Origin of the sequence: Flavobacterium sp., from assembly GCF_047602195.1 — a bacterium.
In the GTDB taxonomy this organism is placed as follows: Bacteria; Bacteroidota; Bacteroidia; order Flavobacteriales; family Flavobacteriaceae; genus Flavobacterium.
Genome location: NZ_JASGHW010000003.1, coordinates 324779 through 342153 on the forward strand (window position 1 = coordinate 324779; position 17375 = coordinate 342153).

17 protein-coding genes and 1 riboswitch are annotated in these 17375 nt (G+C 47.2%); of the genes, 7 read left to right on the forward strand and 10 right to left on the reverse strand.

Translation table 11 applies throughout. The annotated features are described in order from the left end of the window. Nucleotides 1-38: 38 nt before the first annotated feature. From QM717_RS04815 to QM717_RS04825, 3 genes are all read right to left on the reverse strand, one after another. The gene (locus QM717_RS04815; RefSeq protein ID WP_415035390.1) at nucleotides 39-587 is read right to left on the reverse strand and encodes an acyl-CoA thioesterase; all 549 of its coding nucleotides are present in this window, start codon (nucleotides 585-587) and stop codon (nucleotides 39-41) included. A gap of 23 nt (nucleotides 588-610) precedes the next feature. After that, complete coding sequence (gene rmuC / locus QM717_RS04820) at nucleotides 611-1975, reverse strand: DNA recombination protein RmuC (RefSeq protein ID WP_415035392.1); 1365 nt, start codon at nucleotides 1973-1975, stop codon at nucleotides 611-613. A gap of 145 nt (nucleotides 1976-2120) precedes the next feature. Continuing rightward, complete coding sequence (locus QM717_RS04825; protein WP_415035394.1) at nucleotides 2121-2393, reverse strand: hypothetical protein; 273 nt, start codon at nucleotides 2391-2393, stop codon at nucleotides 2121-2123. 162 nt (nucleotides 2394-2555) lie between these two features. Between QM717_RS04825 and QM717_RS04830 the strand changes: the two genes are divergently transcribed. Together QM717_RS04830 and QM717_RS04835 are read left to right on the forward strand one after the other, a co-directional pair. After that, entirely contained in the window at nucleotides 2556-2930 is a 375-nt protein-coding gene (locus tag QM717_RS04830) for a VOC family protein (protein WP_415035396.1), read from the forward strand. A gap of 72 nt (nucleotides 2931-3002) precedes the next feature. Next, nucleotides 3003-3953, forward strand: a complete 951-nt coding sequence (locus QM717_RS04835; RefSeq protein ID WP_415035398.1) for a DUF4476 domain-containing protein — start codon at nucleotides 3003-3005, stop codon at nucleotides 3951-3953. 332 nt (nucleotides 3954-4285) lie between these two features. On the opposite strand, the gene QM717_RS04840 is transcribed toward QM717_RS04835, so the two are convergent. Together QM717_RS04840 and QM717_RS04845 are read right to left on the reverse strand one after the other, a co-directional pair. Further along, nucleotides 4286-5710 carry an MATE family efflux transporter gene (locus QM717_RS04840; protein WP_415035400.1) on the reverse strand — a complete coding sequence of 475 codons (1425 nt, stop codon included), beginning with the start codon at nucleotides 5708-5710 and terminating at the stop codon, nucleotides 4286-4288. 179 nt (nucleotides 5711-5889) lie between these two features. After that, a complete protein-coding gene (locus QM717_RS04845; protein ID WP_415035402.1) occupies nucleotides 5890-6066 on the reverse strand; it encodes a hypothetical protein in 177 nt (58 codons plus the stop codon). A 108-nt stretch (nucleotides 6067-6174) separates the two neighbouring features. On the opposite strand from QM717_RS04845, the gene QM717_RS04850 reads away from it, so the two are divergent. From QM717_RS04850 to QM717_RS04860, 3 genes are read left to right on the forward strand one after another with little or no spacing between them, the layout of a single operon-like run. Next, nucleotides 6175-6741 (forward strand): pseudouridine synthase, encoded by a 567-nt coding sequence (locus QM717_RS04850; protein ID WP_415035404.1) that lies wholly within the window; start codon nucleotides 6175-6177, stop codon nucleotides 6739-6741. Between the two features lie 16 nt (nucleotides 6742-6757). Continuing rightward, the gene (locus QM717_RS04855; RefSeq protein ID WP_415036009.1) at nucleotides 6758-7204 is read left to right on the forward strand and encodes a tRNA (cytidine(34)-2'-O)-methyltransferase; all 447 of its coding nucleotides are present in this window, start codon (nucleotides 6758-6760) and stop codon (nucleotides 7202-7204) included. A 38-nt stretch (nucleotides 7205-7242) separates the two neighbouring features. Then, nucleotides 7243-8850, forward strand: a complete 1608-nt coding sequence (locus QM717_RS04860) for a class I SAM-dependent methyltransferase (RefSeq protein ID WP_415035406.1) — start codon at nucleotides 7243-7245, stop codon at nucleotides 8848-8850. Here QM717_RS04860 and QM717_RS04865 read toward each other — a convergent pair whose 3' ends face one another. The 4 genes from QM717_RS04865 to QM717_RS04880 are packed head-to-tail and all read right to left on the reverse strand — an operon-like array spanning nucleotide 8851 to nucleotide 12352. Then, nucleotides 8851-9345, reverse strand: a complete 495-nt coding sequence (locus QM717_RS04865; RefSeq protein WP_415035408.1) for a hypothetical protein — start codon at nucleotides 9343-9345, stop codon at nucleotides 8851-8853. It lies immediately after the preceding gene. A gap of 48 nt (nucleotides 9346-9393) precedes the next feature. Continuing rightward, nucleotides 9394-10179, reverse strand: coding sequence for an ABC transporter ATP-binding protein (locus QM717_RS04870; RefSeq protein ID WP_415035410.1), 786 nt, complete (start codon nucleotides 10177-10179; stop codon nucleotides 9394-9396). Next, nucleotides 10179-11210 (reverse strand): iron chelate uptake ABC transporter family permease subunit, encoded by a 1032-nt coding sequence (locus QM717_RS04875; RefSeq protein WP_415035412.1) that lies wholly within the window; start codon nucleotides 11208-11210, stop codon nucleotides 10179-10181. Before QM717_RS04875 ends, QM717_RS04870 begins: the two co-directional genes overlap by 1 nt. Next, nucleotides 11210-12352, reverse strand: a complete 1143-nt coding sequence (locus QM717_RS04880; protein WP_415035414.1) for an ABC transporter substrate-binding protein — start codon at nucleotides 12350-12352, stop codon at nucleotides 11210-11212. Before QM717_RS04880 ends, QM717_RS04875 begins: the two co-directional genes overlap by 1 nt. An 82-nt stretch (nucleotides 12353-12434) precedes the next feature. Continuing rightward, nucleotides 12435-12782, forward strand: a riboswitch (cobalamin riboswitch). Between the two features lie 29 nt (nucleotides 12783-12811). Between QM717_RS04880 and QM717_RS04885 the strand changes: the two genes are divergently transcribed. Both QM717_RS04885 and QM717_RS04890 read left to right on the forward strand, forming a co-directional pair. Then, on the forward strand, nucleotides 12812-14650 hold the full coding sequence (locus QM717_RS04885) for a TonB-dependent receptor plug domain-containing protein (protein WP_415035416.1): 1839 nt from the start codon (nucleotides 12812-12814) through the stop codon (nucleotides 14648-14650). 3 nt (nucleotides 14651-14653) lie between these two features. After that, entirely contained in the window at nucleotides 14654-15715 is a 1062-nt protein-coding gene (locus QM717_RS04890; RefSeq protein ID WP_415035418.1) for a YncE family protein, read from the forward strand. A 54-nt stretch (nucleotides 15716-15769) separates the two neighbouring features. On the opposite strand, the gene QM717_RS04895 is transcribed toward QM717_RS04890, so the two are convergent. Then, nucleotides 15770-17236 (reverse strand): S41 family peptidase, encoded by a 1467-nt coding sequence (locus QM717_RS04895; RefSeq protein ID WP_415035420.1) that lies wholly within the window; start codon nucleotides 17234-17236, stop codon nucleotides 15770-15772. Between the last annotated feature and the right edge of the window lie 139 nt (nucleotides 17237-17375).

The window sequence follows — 17375 nt, forward strand, 5'->3', positions numbered from 1 at the left end:
ATTAAGGAATTGGAAAAATTAGTAAGAATATGTTAAGTTTAACCTTGTTTTATTTCCAATTTGACATTGTAGTTTCCCAGCAAAGACAAGGTTTCCTCTGCATTGTAGTCGAAATTTTCCTCATGCAGGTTTCTTTCCTTTTTTTGGGCAATTCGTTTGATGGCTTTGTGGAATCTTCTTACATCTTCCTCGTTGGACAAAACCAATCCCGGAACGCTCGCATTTCCACCGTTTTGCATTTTGGCCACCATCGTGAAATAGGACGAATTGCAATGCTTGATTTTTCCCGTTTGGATGTTTTCGGCCTCGACGCGGATGCCGATGATCATCGAACTTTTGCCCGCGTAATTGATACTGGCTTTCATCGTGACCAGTTCACCGATTTCGATCGGGTTCAGGAAATCGACCGTATCGACCGAAGCCGTCACGCAATAATAACCCGAAAATTTGGACGCGCACGCAAACGCGATCTGGTCGAGCAACGACAAAATGTAACCGCCGTGGATCTTGCCGCTAAAGTTCGAATGCGACGGCAGCATGAGTTCGGAAATGGTGACTTGGGACGATTGGACGGTCTTGAATTCCATGGTCTGATTATTTAGGTTCGGTATTATTCCAATGATTCGCCGTCTTGGCTTTCGGCACGCCTGAGGATATTTTCGGGCATTTCCTTTTTGGCCTTGGCGCCCAGTTTCCTTATTTTTTCGACACTCGTGATCAGGTTGCCTTTGCCTTCGAACAATTTGTTCATCGCATCGCTGTAACCAGCCTTCGAATCATCGATTTTCTTCCCAATCGTAATCAGATCGGCCAATAAGCCATGGAATTTGTCGTACAACGCGCCAGCCTGACGGGCAATTTCCTCGACATTTTCCTGGCGCCTTTGGTTTTTCCACATACTGTCGATGGTGCGCAAGGTCGCCAAAAGGGTAGATGGCGTCACGATTACGATGTTTTTGCCCAGCGCATGGTCATAAAACGTGGCGTCCTGGCTTGCCGCAATCGAAAAAGCAGGTTCGATGGGAATGAAAAGCAACACAAATTCGGGGCTTTCGATCAAGTCGTGGTAATTTTTACCGCTGAGTTGGTCGATGTGGCGCCGGATCGAGCCGATGTGCTCCTTGAGGTAACCCGACTTGAGCAAATCGTCTTCCTCGTTGATGTATTTTTCGTAAGCCGTCAGCGAGACTTTAGAATCGACGACCATTTTCTTGCCGTCGGGCAAATTGACCACGACATCGGGAAACACGCGCTGGCCGAGTTCGTTGGTAAAACTTTGCTGCACTTCGTATTCGCGTCCTTTCTCGAGGCCCGATTTTTCGAGTACGCGTTCGAGCACGAGTTCGCCCCAATTGCCTTGCATTTTGCTGTCGCCCTTGAGCGCCTTGGTCAGGTTGACCGTTTCCTTGCTCATGCGGTCGTTCATGTCGCGCAGGTTAAAAATCTGTTCGCGCAAAGTCGCATGGTAACCGATGCTTTCCTTGTGTGTGTCCTCGACTTTTTTCTCGAACAACTGGATTTTATCCTGTAAAGGCGAGAGGATGTTTTTGAGGTTTTCCTTGTTCTGTTCGGTGAACTTGGTCGATTTTTCCTCCAGGATTTTATTGGCGAGATTCTCGAATTCCTTGGTGAATTTTTCCTGCAATTGCTCGACTTCCTTTTTCTGTTCGAGGTTGCGCTGCCACAAATTTTCAAAATCGGTTTCTTTCTTGGACAATTGGATCGCGAGGCTGTCTTTTTCGGTACGGATGTTTTCCTTTTCGGTTTGCGACAATTGCAGTTGTTTTTCAAAAGAAGCCTTGTCGTTTTGCCCTTGTTCTTTCAAGGCGTTGAATTGGGAAGTAAGCCCGATCAGTTTTTCCTCGAGCCCTATTTTCTCGGATTGGAACCGCGCGGAAAAAATCAATTTTCCGATAAAAATGCCCAGTCCGAGTGCAATGATAAAGGTAATTACGGTAATGATTTCGGTATTCATTTGTATGGTTTTGAAAAAGTAAATGTACACAATTATCGCCGCGAAAAATCGACGCAATCGGAAAGTTGTTCACTGCGTTCCATAAAAAAATGGCTTCCTTTTGAAAGCCATTTTTTCAGGTGTGACCCGGATATATATAAAAGAGTTAGTTGAAAATATGGAATTGGCCGTCGAATTCCTTGTTGCGGATGCGGCGGCTGGAATAGCTGTTGTAAATGAGCGATCTCACTCGGCGTTTGTGGATGCGCAGCATCGGGAAATAAGACACAATCCCGACGAGCGAAATCAAGATCAATACCAGCCAGGTGCTCATATAGATGATGTAATTCAAGTCGGTTGAATACCGCAGGTTGTTCGCAAAATAGTAACCCGAAAAAGCAAATACAGCCAACGAAACAAAAAGGAGCAGGGTTTTCATAGTCAGGTCATTTTTAGGTTATTGTTTTGGGTTTGCGTTACTGGTTTTTTAACGTAGGACTAAATTATAATTTGCATCAAGCTAGTGGTTTATACGATTTTAAGATAGTTTTATATAATTCCTGAATTTGAATATATTTGGCAAAAAATAACAATCCATACCATGCAAAAAAGAATCCTGGGCTTGCGTACGACCATTTACAAGGTTTCCGATATGGACAAGGCCAAAGCCTGGTACACCGAAGCTTTCGAAACCGAACCCTATTTCGACGAGCCATTTTATATCGGCTTTAACATCGCAGGTTATGAACTCGGATTACATCCCGAAGAACATCCTGACACAGAAAAATCAGCATCCGTGCTGACCTATTGGGGTGTCAACGAAGTCGAATCCGAATACGACAGATTGTTGTCGTTGGGTGCCACCGAACACGAAAAACCCACCAACGTCGGAGGTGAAATCGTTGTGGCCTCGGTGAAAGATCCGTGGGGAAACACCATCGGCCTCATTTTTAACCCTGAATTTCAATTGCCTTAACTTCGTGGCATCGTTTTTGGAAGCCGCGAAATCAAGACCTTAAAACAAAATATTGACCCAATAGACAGAACTATGAAAAAAATTACTCTTACCCTTTGCCTTTTGATGCTCGGATTTTTAAGCTTCGCCCAATACGGAAACGTCGGCCACCTGACGATTTTTTCCGAGAACGGCGATAAATTTTTCCTGATCCTCAACGGCGAAAAAATGAACGACATCGCGCAAACCAACCTGCGCATCGAAGATTTGAATCAGCCCTACTACAACGCCAAGATCATCTTCGAGAACAAAAACCTCCAGGAAATCAGCAAAAATTATTTGTCGCTCCAGGACGCCGACGCCCAATTCTGCGACGTCACCTACAAAATCAAGAACGACAAGAACAATACCAACAAGAGGAAACTGAACTTCTTCTCGCAGATTCCTGTCCAGCAAAATTATGTTGTCCCGAGCAACGTCTATGTCATCCATTACGGCCAGCCGCAACCGGCTGTAACCCAAACCACGACGACCACGACCACAACAAACGGCAACGGAGGCAATGCCAATGCACAGATCAACATGGGCGGCATCAACATGAACGTCAACATCAACGACCAGATGGGCGGCACGCAAACCACCACGACCACGACGACCACTTCGACAGGCGCAAATTACAATGACGGCCCAAGAGGCGGCGGTCACCATGGCAACCACGACGGACACGGCCACGACCGCGGCTGCAACCGAAGATACGCGATGGCACCCGGCGATTTCAATGCCGCGGTGGCCACGATCAAAAAGCAATCGTTCGAGGACAGCAAGCTCAAGACCGCCAAACAAGTGGTTTCGGCCAATTGCCTCAATACCAACCAGGTCATGCAGATTGCCGAGTTGTTCAGCTTCGAGGACAACAAACTCGAATTCGCCAAATTCGCCTACGATTACTGCATCGAGCCGCAGAGTTATTACAAACTCAATGGTATCTTCAAGTTCAGCTCGAACGCCGATGAATTGTCCGATTACGTTTCAAGCCGTCAATAATAAAGGTTAAAAAAGTAAGCCACGAATGCACGAATTAAAATGAAAATTCGTGTATTCGTGGCTTTTTTATTGACTACGCTCAGTTCTGGCGTTGGCCTTTGGTGGGCGTGCCCTTTCACACCGGCCTGCGCACCTGCTGGCTCCTCGCTAAAACAGTCCACTGGGCTGTTTCTTTACGCTCGGCCCTAGGTCAGGCTGTCCGTTGCAATCTTTTATTGCTAAAGGAATAATTGGGATGCGATGGGTTTGTCATTTCGACTGCAAGGAGAAATCTCATATTCGATGGCAATAAAAGGATTTCCACTTCCATCCTTCACGCAAACACATAGCGGTTAAACCTTAACTTCCTTCCATTTCCCGCGCTTGAACAAAATAAAACTCGCAATCGTGATCGCAGTTTCGGCTACGGGAATCGCAATGAAAACGCCTTCGGGTCCCATTTTCAAGGCTTTCGCCAGAAAATACGCGAGCGGAATCTGGAAAAACCAAAACCCAACGAGGTTGACTTTTGTCGGCGTCCAAGTGTCACCTGCGCCGTTGAACGCATTGATCATCACCATCCCGATGCCATAAAACACATAACCCAAAGCGATGATTCTTACCGCCCGGATGGCATAGGCTTGAACCTGCGCGTCATTGGTAAAGAAAGCCACCAAAATTTCGGCACCGAGCAGGGAAATCAACATCACGATGCCCATGTAAATGACATTGTATTTGGCCGTCTTGAGTACCGAATCCTCGGCGCGCTGGATTTCTTTGGCGCCCAAATTCTGCCCGACCAAAGTCGCTGCCGCGTTGCTCATGCCCCAGGCAGGCAACAGGAAAAACATCATGAGTCGCATCGCGGTCTGGTAACCCGCCGAACCGTGGTCGCCGCCGGTGGTGGCTACGAGTTGCGCGAGGAAAATCCAGCTACACGAGGCGATCACGAATTGCAGCACCGCAGGCGAGGCGATCTTGACGATGCTCCGGATGAGTTCTGTATTGGGTTTGAGATAGGCCAAGGTAATCTTGAGCAATCCTTTTCCGTTGAACAGGTGGTACAACTGATAGGCTACGCCGATGCTTCGCCCAATGGTCGTTGCAATGGCCGCCCCGGTCAATCCAAACGCCGGAACCGGGCCCAAGCCGTTGATGAAAATCGGGCACAAGATGATGTTGCTGATGTTGGCGATCCACAAACTTTTCATCGCAATGGCGGCATTTCCGGCACCGCGGAAAATCCCATTGATCAAAAACAACAGCGTAATAATGATGCTGCTGCCCATCATGATCCGGATGAACGGCGTACCGTGTGCGGCGGCTTCGGGTGAAGCGCCCATGAGCAACAGGATATCGGTTCCGAAATACACCCCGAAAATCGTAATCACGAAGTTGATGCACGAAGCGACGAGAATCGCCTGCATCGCGGCTTTTCCGGCTGCTTTCGGGTCTTTTTCGCCGACGCGTCGGGCGACAACTGCCGTGGCCGCCATAGAAATCCCGATGGCCAATGAGTAAATGATTGTAAGTACCGATTCGGTCAAACCGACGGTCTGGATTGCAAAACTGCTTTCTTTCAAGTGTCCCACAAAATAAAGATCGACCAGTGCAAAGACTGATTCCATCATCATCTCGAGCATCATCGGGATGGCCAGCAAGATGACCGACATCCGGATGCTTCCGGTCGTGTAGTCGAGTTCCTCGCCGCGCAGGGATTTCTTGATTACAGAAAATATAATAGCTAATTTGCCTTTAGAAGGCGCTGATTGTGTCATGATGAAAAAATAAATATTGGAAAATGAGGCTGCCGCAAATGCGCGCCCTGAAATTTTTGTCGGTATGGAAAGTGTCCTACGTTAGAAAGTGAGGACGACAGAAACTATCATAAGTCCGAGGGAATAGACGGCAAATATATTATTTTTTTCAAATAAAAAAACCGATAAGTATTTATTTCTCATCGGTTTTGGTTTTCTTTTGAAGGTTTTTTTTCAAGCTGCCGGTGGGCTTCCAGTTCCTGCTTGAGCTTGGTGGCAGCCGGGTTGTAATCCTTCGGCAGGTTGTCCCCGCTGAATCCTTCATTGGTTTTTTGAACCCGGTCTTTTTTGGGATTGGATGGGCTATTGGTTTCCATGGGCTGTTTTTTTCTTCTTTAATATTACGATTTTTTGGCCAAGGAAACCATCCCTTTAACATTGCTTTTTGACGGGGCAAAGTTTATCTTTACCGCGATTTCAAACATATGGCGCACCATCATTACATCATCCACAAGCCTTACGGTTATTTGAGCCAATTCATTTATGAGCTCAAGCGCAAGAAGAAACTGTTAGGTGAACTGCATGATTTTGCCCAAGGGACCATGGCCATCGGTCGGCTCGACGAAGATTCCGAAGGCTTGCTGTTGCTGACCACCGACGGTATGATGAGCGAAATCGTCCGCGGCAAAAAAGTATCCAAGGAATATTACGCCCAAGTCGACGGTGTCATGACCCAGCAGGCGGTCGATCAATTGAAAGGCGGTGTAGAAATCGGTTTCAACGGCAAAAAATACCGTACGCGAAAATGCGAGGCGAGATTGATTCCCGATCCCAATTTCCCAAACCGCACCTACAAAATCCGCGATGAACGCCACGGTCCGACGAGCTGGGTTTCGATTACGCTCAACGAAGGCAAATTTCGTCAGGTGCGCAAAATGACCTCGGCAGTCGGTTTTCCTACGCTGCGGCTCGTGCGTGTCCGCGTGGGCAACATCCAACTCGACGGTCTGCAATCGGGGGAAGTGATTGAAGTCGAAAGTCTTGATGTTTAAAAATAACAGTAATATGATGTTGAATATTGTTCTTGTCGAACCTGAAATTCCCAACAATACCGGTAACATCGGCCGACTTTGCGTTGGTACCGAAAGCCGGTTGCATTTGATCCATCCGTTTGGGTTCAAGATTACCGATTCGAGTGTAAAACGCGCCGGTCTCGATTATTGGGTGCACCTCGACTGGCACGAATACCAGAATGTAGGGGAATGGCTCGCACAAGTGTCCGATGTTTCGCGTATTTTTTTGTTCAGCTCGCATGCCGAAAAAACCTATTACGACAATGATTTTCAAGACGGCGACTGGCTGGTTTTCGGAAAAGAAAGCGTAGGGCTAGGTGCAGAAATGTTGCAACGTTTTCCAAACCACCTGACCATTCCCAAATCGCCATTGGTGCGCAGTTACAACTTGGCCAATTCGGTCGCATTTGTGTTGGGAGAAGCAAAAAGGCAACTGCGGTAATGGGTTAATTTCCTATATTTGGGATAAATCCATCGATCATGACAGACAAAACCCAACTCAGGAGCACCATTTTCAAACATCTTGACGGACTCGCGACGGCACCTGTTGCCATGGCATTGGAAAAAAAGGGCATACTCGATTACATTGTCCTCAACGAAAAAGTATCGTTGTCCGAATTGACATCGCAGTTCAACGCCAATGAAGGCTATCTCAATGTTGGACTCAGGATTTTGAGTTCCCAGGGTTTTCTCGACTACCACATCGACACGGCAAAGGACGAAATCAGCGTCAGCCTCAATGCCAAAAGCAAGATTGCCTTTGCCCATTTTTACCTCTATCAGGATGTGGTCGATTTGCTGCATTTTTCGACCCAATTCCATCCGAGGCTTTTTGAGGAAGCGCCGTTCCAGAAACTCAACCTCATTTTTGAAAAATACAAGAAAAATTACGGCGTGGTGTTGTCCGATGATGCAGTAACAAGCGATATTCAGAAACAGATTTTAAAACATGTCGAAGGTTATCTGGTCGGACCGACCTTGGTGCGTTTGGGCATGAACGGCATGTTTCACAAATACTTCATGGAAATTTCGTTCCGGCCAGAGGAATTCCATAAATCACCCGAATTGTTCAAGAAAATCCTCGACTTCCTGGTATGGCTCGGCTGGTTCAACGAGAAAAACGGCAATTACCAGTTCACCGAAGTCGGGTTGTTTTATGCCAAACGTGCCTCTGCTTATGGCGTGACGGTTTCTTATCTGCCGACCTTCGCCAAAATCGAGGAACTCATTTTCGGAAACCCGGCGGCTTTGCGTATGGTTGCCGATGGCGAAGACGAAATTCACGTGGACCGAGAGATGAACGTTTGGGGAAGCGGCGGCGCACACGACACTTATTTTAAAGTAGTCGACGAGATTTTAATCCACCTCTTTAACCTGCCGATCGAGCAGCAGCCCAAAGGAATTCTCGACATGGGATGCGGTAACGGCGCGTTCCTGCAGCATATTTTCGAAGTGATTGACCGCCAAACCTTGCGCGGGAAAATGCTCGATGATTACCCGTTGTTCCTGGTGGGCGTCGATTACAACCAGACCGCACTCAAGGTCTCGCGTGCCAATCTGATCAAAGCCGATATTTGGGCCAAGGTCATCTGGGGTGATATTGGCCGTCCCGATATCCTTGCCCATGACCTGATGGAAAACTACAAAATCGACCTCAAGGATTTGCTCAACGTGCGTACGTTTCTCGACCACAACCGCATTTGGGACGAGCCCAAAAAAACCACTTCGGGCCGTATCAGCCAATCGACTGGCGCCTTCGCGCACCGCGGCCGACGCATTCCCAATAATTTAGTCGAAGACAACCTGCTCGAGCATTTGCAGAAATGGTCGCCTTATGTGAGCCGTTTCGGATTGTTGCTGATTGAATTGCATACGATTGCGCCTTCGTTGGCCGCTGCCCATCTCGGCAAGACCTCGGCTACGGCTTATGATGCCACGCATGGTTTTTCGGACCAGTACATTGTAGAAATCGATGTGTTCAACAAGATCGCATCCGAAGCTGGTTTGTTTCCCGATCCGCACGTATTCAGAAGATTCCCCGATGCCGATACCGCAACGGTCAGCATCAATCTGCTCAAAGGCAAGTAATCAGTTCGCGATGAATTCCGCAAAAGACTTGACGATGCGGTTGGCCGTTTTTTCAAGCGAGGGCTTGACGTCTGCAAAATCGTCTTTGAGTTTGCCGTCGGGCGTAAAAAAATCGGCGACGGTGGTTTTGGTCAGGGTTTGCTTGGCATAAATCTCCTTGACCGAAAACGTCAGCGTGTACGTTTTATTCGGATTGAAAACCACTTTGAGCGTGTACACGATGTTGCAATCGTAACGGTCGCCCGTATTGTAATAGAAATAGGCATACTCCTTAAACGCGTCAATCGATGCCGAGCTCGTCGTTAGGTCATAAATATCATGTCCTTTTTTGTTGTAGTAAGGAACCCAGGCTTCGACGGCCTCCATGAGTTTTTCGTTGGGCTTGTTCGGGCTAGGGAGTTCGATGGGGGCAAAACCCCGCGGCGTCATTTCCAATTGGGGTTGCGCCCAACCTAAAGAAACAAAAAGCAACAATACGGCGGATAAAAATCTCATGGCAAAACGATTAGTGTGTTACCAAAGATAAGACAACTGCGGCTCAGTTTAAAGATTTTTGAAGACAAACTTGCCTTTTTCCACATCAAAAACGATATGTTCGTCTTTGAACAATTGGTCGAAAACCCCATCGGCAATCAGTTTGGAAGGAATGTCCTGCACCGTTTTATCGGCAGTCATCACGACGATTTCGTCGCTGAGCTGTAGGGCCAGGTCGATGTCGTGTGTAGAAAACAAGATGCATTTTTGGGTTTCCTGCGTCAGTTTTTTGAGCAAACGGAACAGCGAAACCTTGTGCAACAGATCCAGGTGCGTCGTCGGTTCGTCAAGGATAATCAATGGCGTATCTTGTGCCAAGGCGCGTGCGATCAAAACCTTCTGCAACTGGCCATCGCTGATTTCGTAATGCTTCTTGTGTACCAACGAAGTAATTTGCGCCAGGCCAATCGCTTGTTGGATTTTGGAATGGTCTTCTTCGGTGAGCTTGCCGATCCAGTTCGTGTAGGGTTGCCTGCCCAAGGCGACGAGTTCAAAAACCGTCAGGTTGCTCGGGGGTAATTTTTCGGTCAGCACCACGCTCAAGGCGGTGGCAACTTGCGCAGCGGTTTGTTCGTGAATCGATCGATTGTTGAGTAAAACGGTTCCCGATAGCGGTTTCTGGATCCCAGTAATCGTACGCAACAAGGTTGATTTTCCAATCCCATTGGCCCCGACGAGCGCAATGAGTTTTCCTTTGCGAAGCGACACATTGATATCAAAAGCGATGACATTTTCGGCCTTTTTCGAGGCGTAGCCAATGCGCAAGTCCTGCGTATGTAAAACCGTTTGTTCCATCAGGCCAGCATTTTTCGTTTGCGCACAAGCAGCCAGATGACCACCGGCGCGCCAATGATTGAAGTGATTGCATTGATCGGCAAGGTCAGTTCGCTTCCCGGAAGCTGCGACAGCATGTCGCACAACAACATGATGACCGCCCCAAAAAAGATGGTTCCCCAGAACAACACCAAATGGTTGCTCGTCTGGAAAACCAATTTCGCGATGTGCGGTACCGCCAAGCCAACAAACGCAATCGGTCCGGCGAAAGCGGTGATGCTTCCGGCCAGGATACTCGTGGCAAAAATAATCACGAACCGCATTTTCTGGTAATTGAGCCCGAGGCTTTTGGCATAATTTTCACCCAACAGCAACGCATCGAGCGATTTGATGCTCAACAAACTCAACAGCAATCCGACCAAAACCGAAACCGCCAAAATCAAAACCGAGACCCAGGATAGATTGCCCAAATTTCCGAGTGACCAAAACGTAAATTTCTGCAATTGTTCGGCCGTACTGAAATAGGTCAGTACCCCTACGAAAGCCGTGGTGAAACTGCCAAACATCAGCCCGACGATCAAGATTGCCGTGGTGTCGCGCAGCCGTTGCGAAACGACCAAAACTGCAAGCAATACCATAAAACTGCCGAGGCACGAAGCCAGCATAATGCCATAGGACGAAATCAAGAAGGTACCGGCCAATCCGGGAAGAAAAGCCGCACCGAGGATCACGATGGCCACGCCCAGACTGGAACCCGAACTGAGTCCGAGCACATACGGACCGGCCAATGGATTCCGAAACAAAGTCTGCATGAGCAAACCGCTGATCGAAAGTCCGCTGCCGACCAAAATGGCCGTGATTGCCTTGGGCAATCGGTAATTGATAATGATGTATTGCCAGGTTTCCTTCGAGGCTGCTCCGCCGAACAGGCTTTTGAAAATTTCGTTGACCGGAATCGTTACCGAACCCAGTGCAATATCAGTAAGAAACAGCACAAACGTTCCCATAATAAGGATCGTAAACCACAGGCTATTTCGTTTGGAAGACTGCATTATTGGAGTTGTTCGAAGAAATACAACTGATAAGTGGGAAGCGCTTCGGGATGGAAAATCTTGACCATGTCCTTGAGCACCAAATCGGGTCGGTTGGGGGCGAGTTCATAAAAAATGAGTCCGCCTTTTGCTCCTTTTTTCGTGCTGAAAGAATAGACGTTCTTATTCTGGAATGCCTTGAACTGCGCATAATGCGGATTGTCGGCGGTCATTTCCTTGAGCGAGGTAAACTGTGCCGGTCCGATCCAAAAATCGGCATCCTTGGCTTTTTCGAGAACCGTTTCAAAAGGCAATGCCAAACTTCCGGTGCCGTGGCTTTCGGCCCACAAATATTGTCCGCCCGCGTCCGTGATAAAAATCGAGCCCCAACTGTTGCCGTGCGGCAAATACCATTGGTTTTCGTAAATCGCCCCGGCCAAAGCAGTGGGCTTCGTCGTCGTTTTCTGTGCAATTTCCAAAGTCTTTTGGTAGTCTTTTTCGATTTTGGTAAAAATTGTTTCGGCTTTTTCATCCTGGTCGTACAGTGCGCCGAAGAATTTGATCCATTCAGCTTTGCCCAAAGGGGTTTGCTCGTTCCAGTCGCCGTTGAGCATGATCTTGAGTCCATTTTTCTGCAGGTTGTCGAGCGTCGGATTGTTGTTGTCGATGCCAAAGCCGACGATGAGCTCGGGTTGCAGGTCGATGACCACTTCGGTGTTGAGGCTTTGGTTGTTGCCAAGTTCTCTGATTTTTCCGGCGTCGATGCGCTCGCGTACTTTCTCCGAAGAAATCAAGTCGAGTTGTGGAAAACCGATCAAGGTATTGGCAACGCCAAGCATTTCCAAAGAAGGAATGTGCGTGGTGGAGGTCACCACAATCGATTTCAACGGAACATTTACCACTGTATGTTGCCTTAAACTGTCAGGAATTTGTGCGTCTTTTTTTTGAAGTACATAGGTATAATCCTTCGTCGCGTTGGGCCAAGGATTCGTGATTTTGACAATCGAATAACCATCGTAATGGTAAATAGAAAGCCCTTTGGCATAGCGGATGCTGTTCTCGGTTTTTTGGATTTCGCTTTTTTCGGCCGCCTCGTTTTGTCTGCACGAAACCAAGGCAATCAGTGAAAAAAACAGTATAAGTCGGAGGGAAATGGTTTTCATAAGCACGGCTTTGAAGCTTTGCAAAGGTATATCGATTCGGTTTTAAAATTCAAAATTTATTTTTATTTCGAATCATAAGCCTATATTTGCAGCGAATTAAGGTTGCGGATTTTGATTTTCAAGACCGCATTAAAAGGGAATCAGGTAGTTGATTTCAGATTTTAGAATTTAGATTTCAGATTCATCACACAATCCAAAAATCTAAAATCATAAATCTAAAATATAAAAAGCCTGGGCTGTTCCCGCAACTGTAAGCTATCCAGCTTGTTGTGATCTGCAAAACCACTGTTTTGGATTTCAGATTTCGGAATTTAGATTTCAGATTTGTTTCAGACAATCAAAAAATCTAAAATCTAAAATCTAAAATTAAAATGGGAAGGTACACAACAAGACGCAAGCCAGGAGACCTGCCTTTTTCAGTAACGAAATGCCGAATCTTCGGGAAAAAGATTCTGAATAATGACCAGAGGAAAATACATTATTTGCTTGTTGATTTTGGTGTGCCAGAGTATTTGGGCGCAGCGGGATTCGATTGCCATCCGCGAAGTGACGGTTTCCGACAGCCAGCTCAGGCAATTCTCGCAGTCGCAGTCGGTGCTGAAATTGGGCGACTCGATCGTAGAGAAAAACGAACCGTCGCTCACTTCATTGCTCAATTTCAATTCCCCGATTTATTTCAAGGAAAACGGACTCGGTATGGTGTCTTCGCCTTCTTTCCGCGGGACGACGGCGCAGCAGACGGCGGTCATCTGGAACGGCATCAACATCAATTCGCAGCTCAACGGGCAAACCGATTTCAATACGGTCTCGACACGCGATTTTGAAAATATTTCGGTGCGCTCGGGTGGCGGCAGCGCGATTTACGGCAGCAGTGCCATCGGAGGCAGCATTCACCTGAACAATGATTTGGTTTTCGGCAGTACATTCCGCAATGAATTCGAATTGGGTTATGGCAGTTTTGAAACCTATCATGCACATTACCGCGTTTTGGCATCGAATGAAAAAGTCAGTGTCAATGCGGGGATTTCAAGGAACAGTTCGCAGAACGATTACGATTACATCGACTCAAAAAAGGATTTGAAAAACGAGAACGGACAGTTCTACAACACGAGCATGAATGTGGCGTTCGGTTACAAAATCAACACGAACAATTACCTTAAACTGTACAGCCAGGTTTTTGAAAGCGAACGTCATTTTTCGCTGATCAATCCGTCGGATACCAAAACGAAATACCGCGATTTCAACACGCGGAATTTACTCGAATGCAGCAGCTTTTTCAACCGATTCACATCAAAAGTCAAAGTCGCTTTCCTGAGCGAGAAATACCAATATTTCGAAAACATCCAATCGGATGACTTTTATTTCGGCAAGGTCGAAACCTTCATCGCGAAATATGATTTGGCCTACGACATCAATCCCGACATCCGCACGAATTTGATCGTCGATTTTACGCAGAACAAAGCCGACGGTTCGGACATTCATCCCGAAAAACGCCAGATCGGTTCGGCGGCCTTGCTGTGGAAACACCGTTTTGAAAAGGTATTTGTGTATGAATTGTCGGTGCGCAAGGAAACGACCTCGAATTACGACAGCCCGTTGTTGTTTTCGATCGGGACGAATTTGTCGCCTTCGGAACATTACAGCCTCAAGATGAATTTTTCAAAGAATTTCCGCATCCCAACCTTCAATGATTTGTATTGGAAACAAGGCGGTAACCCCGATTTAAAACCCGAAAGTTCACGCCAGATCGAGATTGGGAATGAGTTCAAGACCAAATATTTCCGCTTGACGGCCTCGGTCTACCAGGTGCATATCCAGGACATGATCCGTTGGATTCCGGGAAGCGGCGGTGTGTTTTCGCCCGAGAATACGAACCAGGTTTTGATCAATGGGGCCGAATTGGCGTTGCAGTACGACCGCCGGTTGGGCAATCACCATTTCAATGCCAACGGAACCTACGGCTACACCGATTCGCGCAACAGGGAAACCGACAAGCAGTTGATTTATGTGCCGTTTCACAAAGCGACGGCTGTTTTGAGTTATGGTTTCCGCAAGCTTTCGTTTGCGTACCAGCATTTGTACAACGGTTTCGTGTACACGCAATCGGACAACAACCCGAAGAAAAAAGTCGGGGATTACCATGTGTCGAATGCGATGGTTTTTTATGATTTTGGGAAAAAAAATACAATCCAGGCGGGGTTTAAAGTGCTCAACCTTTGGAACCAAAAATACGAGAGCGTCGATGACAGACCGTTGCCTGGACGCCATTTTAATGCAACACTAACTTTTAAATTTTAATCTATGAAACTCAACAAAATGTTTATGGCCGCGCTTCTGGGCTCGGTTTTATTGGTGTCGTGCAGCGACGACGACAGCGACGATGCAACAGTCAACCTGCCTTTGGGCGCTTATGAAAATGGATTTTTTATCCTCAACGAAGGCAATGCTTCTGCGGGAAGCGTTTCTTTTGTGTCGGATGATTATTCGATCGTTAAGCAGGATATTTTCGGGGCAGAGAATGACGGTGAAGGATTGGGCGGTTACCTGCAGTCGATTTTTTTCAATGAAGACAGGGCGTACATCATCTCGAGCGCCTCGAACAAGATTTCAGTCGTGAACCGATACACATTCAAGCTCATCGATGTCATCGAAAGCGAAGGCGATTTCGTCAATCCACGCTATGCGGCGGTGTACAATGGCAAAGCGTATGTGACCAACCTCAATACGTTCGCCAACCTGACCGACGATTTCATTACGGTGGTCAACCTGGCAACCAATGAAGTGGAAGATGTAATCGAAGTGGGCGCGATAGCCGAAAAGATTTTTGTAGAGAACAATAAACTGTATGTGTTGAACGGCAGTTACGGCGACGGCAACACCATTACCGTCATCAATCCGGCCAATGGAGACATCATCGACACGATCGATCTGCCGCAAAGCCCGAATTCTTACGAGGAAGAAAATGGCAAATTGTACGTATTGACCGGAAGCAGCTTTTTTGACCCGGCACCGAGCCATTTGATCCGGATCAACCTGACCACCAACGCCATTGAAAACGACATCACTTTTCCGGCGGACATGATCGGTGCACAAAACCTCAATATCGAAAACAACAAGGTCTATTTCAATATTGGCGGCAACATTTACGATGATGCGCTTTCTTCGGGTTCGATCAGCAGTACGCCTTTGTTTGCGAGTACGGCGACGAATGCTTACGGATTGAATGTCGAAGATGGAAAAATCTTTGTCACCGATTCTAAAGACTACGTTTCTGATGGGCAGGTTTTCATCTACTCGCTCAGCGGGACACAGCTTCAGGCCCCGGCTACGGGATTGATCCCGAATGGCGTTTATTTCAATTAATCCCAACCAACTATAATGAAAAAGGCTTTCTGTTGATTCGGAAAGCCTTTTGTTTTAACGGATGTTTGAAAAACCGTCGGGCAGTTTTTCGAGGTACATTTCACTCTTGAGCGGGTGGATGAGGCGGTTGTCTTTGAGGATTTTGAAATTGGTTTCCTGATGGCGTGGCATGCTTCTTCCGCCACCGACAATCCGGGTAATGGCGGCATTGAGCAACGGTTCATCTGCATTGCCCAGCGTACCCATATTGCCCAAATCTTCCTTGAGCAATTCATCGGGTGGCAGGCCATTGATGTAATCGCCAAAACCGGCCGCATTGATGATTTTAAGCACCAATGGCTGCATCGCATAACGGTGGTTGGTGCTCGCCCCCGATTTGGTGAAAGCAGGCGAATCGTACAGGGTGATCGAGCCGACATTTTTTCCGGTAGTGGCATCGCCGATTTGCACGACATCGATGTAAGGTTCCAATCCGTTGATGACCAATTCGCTTGCCGAAGCCGTGGCCTTGGTCGTCAATACATAAACCTTGCTCAAATTCAGGCTGTTGATGGGCGCGTTGTTGCCCATGGTATTGGGGAATAAGTTGAACAAAGTCGCCGGGTCGTTTTCCTGGTAATAGGCTTCGATTTTGGCATTCCATTGTTCCTTGGCAAAAACCTGTCCTGTGAATTGCCCGGTGATCATGCTCGCCAGCCGCGATGCCGTAGCGATCGATCCACCCGAATTGTACCGTAAATCGAGCACGAGCTCGGTGATTCCGGCTGCCTTGAGTTGGCCAAACGCATTGTTGAGTTGCGCTTCGTAATTCGGGTAAAAACCGTTGTACATCAGGTAACCGATTTTGTGTCCGCCATCATTGATTACGTTGGTCAAATACACCGGATTTTCGGATAACACCGTTTTGGTCAACGAAACCGATTCGCCGTTGGGTGTAAAATCTCCATCGTCGTAATTGGCCAGATTCATCGTATACAAATCGGCCGATAAAAGATTGCGGTAATTGTCGATGTTGAGCGTTTGCCCGTTGATGGCGTAGAAAATATCGCCGCGTTGGATGTCTTTGGAAGCCGCGTCCGAACCGGGTAAAATGTAACGGACGACGCCAACGATTTCATATTGCGTATCGTCTTTATAGTAGAGCGCAAAATCGGCACCGTTATTTTTGGTCGTGCCCGAAAGAATGCCTTCAAGCTCATAATAATCGCTAAAGATAACGCTGAAACGATCAACGGCCTCGTCCTGCGGGAAACGGCTCGACGGTTGGTACAGCAATTGGTCAAACAAAAAAGCCGGATTCGAATACCCGCGCAAATACCCGTTCAAATCCTTTTGGTTGCCAAAACGTGAATCGGATAGATCGGGTACATTGGCCTGCCATAAATAATACAGGTTGAGTCCTTTCCAAACAAAATTATTGACTTCGACATCGGCGGGGACTTCATTGTCGTCCTTTTCGCAACTTTGGAAAACAAAAGCCGAAACAAGCAATAAGGTTAGGAATTTAAGGGATCTTTTCATGGCAATTTTTATTTTGATGAACGTAAAAATAATTATTTTAGTTTTATACAACAGGCTTTGTAACAAAAATAAACAGGCATCGTCTGGACTTTAAATCACACGAAGCGGACTTTGCGGAACGCTGCGGAGAAATCAAAAA